The organism is Mesonia hippocampi, assembly GCF_014197445.1.
Lineage (GTDB): Bacteria > Bacteroidota > Bacteroidia > Flavobacteriales > Flavobacteriaceae > Mesonia > Mesonia hippocampi.
In genome coordinates this window covers 1-5,755 of sequence record NZ_JACIFO010000018.1, presented here as the reverse complement: position 1 = coordinate 5,755, position 5,755 = coordinate 1, and the positions used below count along the sequence as shown (strand labels likewise).

The 5,755-nt window shown below is 36.4% G+C and carries 2 protein-coding genes; both read left to right on the top strand.

Going from position 1 to position 5,755, the window contains the following annotated elements; translation table 11 throughout:
* Positions 1-235, top strand: a 235-nt coding sequence (locus GGR32_RS11865; RefSeq protein ID WP_221403741.1) for a PID-CTERM protein-sorting domain-containing protein, incomplete at its 5' end; no start/stop codon positions are given.
* Positions 236-527: 292 nt separating this feature from the next.
* On the top strand, positions 528-5,755 hold a 5,228-nt coding region (locus tag GGR32_RS11860), incomplete at its 3' end, for a beta strand repeat-containing protein (RefSeq protein WP_221403740.1).

Genomic DNA, 5,755 nt, shown 5'->3' with positions numbered 1-5,755 from the left:
AATTAATCATCAACTAATAAAATTATCAATCATGAATAATAAAAGTAAAATCCGTTTTATCGCAGTGTTAATCCTGTTTTTAACCATGCCTTTAGTCTATGCACTCCCTCCAGGATTCCCTGGAGATGTAGATGATGAAACCCCTACTCCTACCGCTCCTATCGATGGGTTTATAGGGGTAGCTATTGCTGCGGGAGCAGTGTATGGCATCCGTAAATTGCGTCAAAACAAATAAAAACTCACAACTGAAGTTCTTCAAGGCCGTTCTCTAATTATAGAGAGCGGTCTTGTTGTTTTTATTTGCTGATGGTGTTCGCAACACAACCAACAGTTTTGGTTTTATTAAACCTATATTTAATCAATACATTTTTAGTTACTTATAAACTGTAACGATTTTGTAACGCTGTTTTTTTTGAGGTAAAAAACAAATGAGCTTCTTTTACACTTTTATTATTTAAAGCCACAAAACTCTTCTTTTTATTTAGTAACACCTTAAAAATTCTATTTTATAAAAATCAATCAAAATCATGAGAAATTACTATCAAACAAGTTTGTATGTTAAAAGCATACTTTCCTTATTGTTTGCACTATGGGTTGCTTACCCTAGCACAGGACAAGCGCAAACACCAACACCAAGCAATGGGATTCTTTACGTAAATAAAAACGTAACAGGCGGTAATGGCTCTGGAAACTCTTGGGCTAACGCCATCCCAGAACTTGCCGATGCCTTAAAATGGGCTAGAACAGAACACGATGCCAACAACAGTTGGCTACAAAACGATAGCCTGCAAATTTATGTAGCCAAAGGTAATTATAAACCTTTATACAATGCCAAAGACGGAAATTACACGACCAATGCTAATCGTGAAAATGCTTTTGTTATGGTAAGAAATGTGCAACTATATGGAGGTTTTGACCCCGCTAATGGCGTTACCAATTTAACGCATACTAGAGACTTTTCTAGCACATCGGGAAGCATTTTAAGTGGAGATTTTAACGATGATGATGTAATAACAGGAAGCGGGGCTACACTAAGCATTACCAATAATACAGAAAATGCTTACCATGTGGTTATCTCGGCAGGAAATAATGGTAGCTCCTTAATAGATGGCTTTAGTATTACAGGAGGGAATGCTAGCAATTTCAATAGCACTTATGTTAACTTATTATACGTAGGACAACGAAACGGAGGAGGGATTTATAATGTAAGTTCTTCGACTAACTTAACCAATGTAACCCTTACAAGAAATTCAGCAGTATCTAATGGAGGAGGAATGTATAATGACAACGGGGCATCACCAATCCTCGCCAATACAACCATTTCAGAAAATATAGCAAATTATGGAGGTGGAATGTATAACAGAACCTCTACTCATTATCTTCGTTTAACCAGTGTAATACTTAAAGGAAATAAGGCAACTCATTCTGGTGGTGGGATGTATAACAACGGATCCGGGCCTTATATAATCAATACATTTATTAGCGAAAATGTAGCAACCACTCATTATGGCGGAGGAATGTATAACTATAGGTCTTCTCCTGTATTAATCAATGCAACTATTAGTAGGAATACAGCAACTCTTAATGGAAATGGAATGTATAATGATTTTGATACTTCAGCAATAATAAAAAACTCCATTATTTTAGACGGAATATATAATAGCGGTAATGGTTCTGCTATTATAAACTACTCTTTAACATACGGAAATAGTGATACTAATAACGGTAATATAGATGCTACGGGGTTAAGTGATGTCAATATTTTTATAGATCCAGCTAATGGCGATTATAGTTTAAGAGGAGGAAGCATTGCTATAAATACAGGAAGCAATAGTCTTTATAGTGTCCCCATAGCCGTAGGAGAAAGTATAGATGTTAATAACGATACTGACCTCGCGGGAAATCCTCGTTTACACAACAATACTATAGATATGGGGGCTTTTGAATATCAAACTCCAAACATCACTCCAAACACTAATAATACCATTTATGTAAATAAAAGCATAATAGGAGGTACACAAACAGGAGACTCTTGGGCTAACGCCATTCCTGAACTTGCCGATGCGCTAAAATGGGCAAGAACGCAACATGATACAGATAACAATTGGCTGCAAAATGATAGCTTGCAAATATATGTAGCTAAAGGTACATATAAACCTTTATACAGTGCCGAAGATGGAAATTATACGACCGATGCTAACCGTGACAACGCCTTTGTTATGGTTAAAAACGTACAAATTTATGGAGGTTTTGACCCCGCTAATAATATTACAGACCTTAGCCATCAGCGCTATTTTTCAGATTACGGAAGTATCTTGAGCGGTGACTTTAATGATGATGACCAAATTACAGGAAGCGGAGCAACACTTTCTTTTTCTAATAATACCGAAAACGCATACCATGTACTTATTGCTGCAAAAAATATAGGCAATGCCTCGATAGATGGTTTTATGCTTACAGGAGGAAATGCTGATACCTCTACTACAATTCAGGTAAACAATGCAAGTGTTAGTAGGCATAAAGGTGCAGGATTTTATAACTCTAATGCTTCTCCTCGTTTGACTAATCTCATTATAACTGAAAATATAGCACTTCTTAAAGGAGGTGGAATATATAGTGATAATTTTTGCTCTCTGAGTTTAACTAAGGCAACTATTGCTAAGAATAAAGCAATCCTGAGTGGTGGTGGGATGCATAATGATTATGCTTCTTCAGCGAACTTAACCAATGTAATCATTACTAACAATACTGCTGATAATGCTGCAGGAGGAATTTACAATGGTTTTAATTCAAAATCTAACTTAACCAATGTAGCTATTACAGCAAACACTGCCGATAAGGGGGGCGCAATGTTTAACTCTTATGCTTCTTCTTTTACTTTAACCAATGTTAGTATTGCAGGTAATATAGCTCCTAACGTTAATGGGGTGTATAATCAAAATACATCACTAGCAATAAACAACGCTATTGTTTTTGGGGTAATATTTAATGAAAATAACAGTAATTACACCGCAAACCACTCACTGATAGAAGGAAATAGCAATACAAATAACGGCAATATCGATGCTACGGGCTTAAGCCAAGCCGATATTTTTACAGATACGGCTAATGGTGATTATAGCTTAAAAAATGGAAGCCTAGTCATAGATGCAGGAGATAATACTGCCTATACCAATGCAGGAGGAGATGTTAATAACGATACAGATCTAGCTAACAACCCTCGTTTGTTTGGTAATTCTATAGATATGGGAGCTTATGAAAATCAAGGTGCAACAACCAGTAATATCATCTATGTAAATAAAAACGTAAATGGAGGAAACGGCTCTGGAGATTCTTGGGCAAATGCTATCCCTGAGCTTGCCGATGCCTTAAAATGGGCAAGAACACAGCATTATGTTAAAAACAATTGGTTACAAAACGACAGTTTGCAAATTTATGTAGCCAAAGGTACGTATAAGCCTCTATACAATGCAGCAGACGTATATTATACCAATAATGCCAACCGTGAAAACGCCTTTGTCATGTTGAAAAACATACAGCTATATGGTGGTTTCGATCCAGCTAATGGCATTACCGATTTAACGCACGCGAGAGACTTTACAACAACAGGAAGCACCTTAAGTGGAGACTTTAACAACGATGATGTAGTAACAGGAAGTGGTACTACATTAAACATTACCAATAATACAGAAAACGCTTATCATGTACTTATTTCAGCAGGTGACTTGGGTAACGCATTGATAGATGGTTTTAATATTACTGGAGGGAATGCAAATACGATAGATTATATACATGCATCTGTTAACGGAAAAGAGATATATCAACCTTATGGTGCTGGTATTTATAATTCTTATTCTTCACTAAATTTCATCAATATAAATATTGCAGGGAATTCTGCTCATAAATATGGTGGAGGAATATTTAATTATAAATCTTCTCCAAGCCTAACCAATGTAACTATTTCAAATAATGTAGTAACAAATAAAGGTGGAGGAATGCATAATGATGAGTCTTTTCCGAACTTAACCAATGTGCGTATTATAGGGAATAAGTCATATCATGGAGGCGGAATGTTTAATTATAAATCTTCACCAAACCTAACCAATGTAGTTGTTACGCGTAATAAAGCAACAGGAAAAGGTGGTGGAATGTACGCAGAAAACTATTCATCACCATTATTAACTAATGTAACTTTAATAGGAAATATAGCAGATAATCATGGCGATGGAATATTTGTAAGCACTTATTCTTTACCAACCATAAACAACACTATTGTTTGGGGAGGAATAGTTGGATCTAGTGGTTACGCTGTAAATCATTCTATCGTAGAAGGTGATAGTGCTACGATTAACGGCAATATCGATGCTACGGGCTTAAGCGAAACCGATATTTTTACAGACCCTGCTAACGGTGATTATAGCTTAAAAGAGGAAAGTATTGCCATAAATGCAGGAAATAATAGTCTTTACAGCAATACAGGAAGAGATATCAGTAATGATACAGATTTAGCAGGCAACCCTCGCTTATCTGACGGTATTATAGACATCGGAGCTTTTGAAGATCAAGCTATCTCTACAACCCCAGATGCAAACAATATCCTTTATGTAAACAAAAATGTAACAGGAGGTAATGGCTCTGGAGATTCTTGGGCAAATGCCATCCCAGAACTTGCCGATGCCTTAAAATGGGCAAGATCACAACATGATGCCAACAACAACTGGCTACAAAACGATAGCCTACAAGTTTATGTAGCTAAAGGTACTTACAAACCTCTATACAATGCAGACGACGGAAATTATACCACTAACGGAAACCAAAAAAGTGCTTTTGTTATGGTTAAAAATGTGCAATTGTATGGAGGCTTTGATCCTGCTAATGGCATTACCAACTTAACGCATACTAGAGATTTTTCTAGCACATTAGGAAGTATTCTAAGTGGAGATTTTAACGATGATGACCAAATAACAAGAACCGCTACCTCATTTGACCTTACCAATAATACCGAAAATAGCCGTTGTGTACTTATCGCTGCTGGTGATGTAGGTAATGCTTTAATAAATGGTTTTAGTATTACAGGAGGGACTAATTATCAAGGAAGTACAAGTAACAATATACTAGTTAATGGAAATACTATAGATGAACTTCTAGGAGGAGGAATACATATCAATAACGCTTCACCAACCTTAATTAACACCAATATTACTAGAAATAGGGCTGCGGTTTCTGGAGGAGTACACATTGATAATAACTCTTCACCACACTTAATAAATGTAACTATTACCGAAAATATAGCAAATATTGGCGGGGGAGTACTAAGTGACAACAGTTCTTCAGCAAGCCTAACCAATGTAACGATTGCTGGAAATAAGACAAAGCAGTTTAATTTTGATGTGCTTAATAGCTCTTCTTCATTAACAATAAACAACACTATTGTTTGGGGAGGTATAATTAATAATAACGGTAATTACACCGCAAACCACTCACTGATAAAAGATGATAGTAATACAAGCAACGGTAACATCGATGCTACGGGCTTAAGCGAAACCGATATTTTTACAGACCTTTACAACGGTGATTATAGCTTAAAAGATGGAAGTCCTGCCATAGATGCAGGGGATAACACCGCTTACACCAACGCAGGTGGAGACCTAAATAACGACACCGACTTAGCAGGAAATACACGTTTGTTTGGTAGTACTATAGATATTGGAGCTTTTGAACATCAAGGAATAAAAACCTATTGGACAGGTAACAT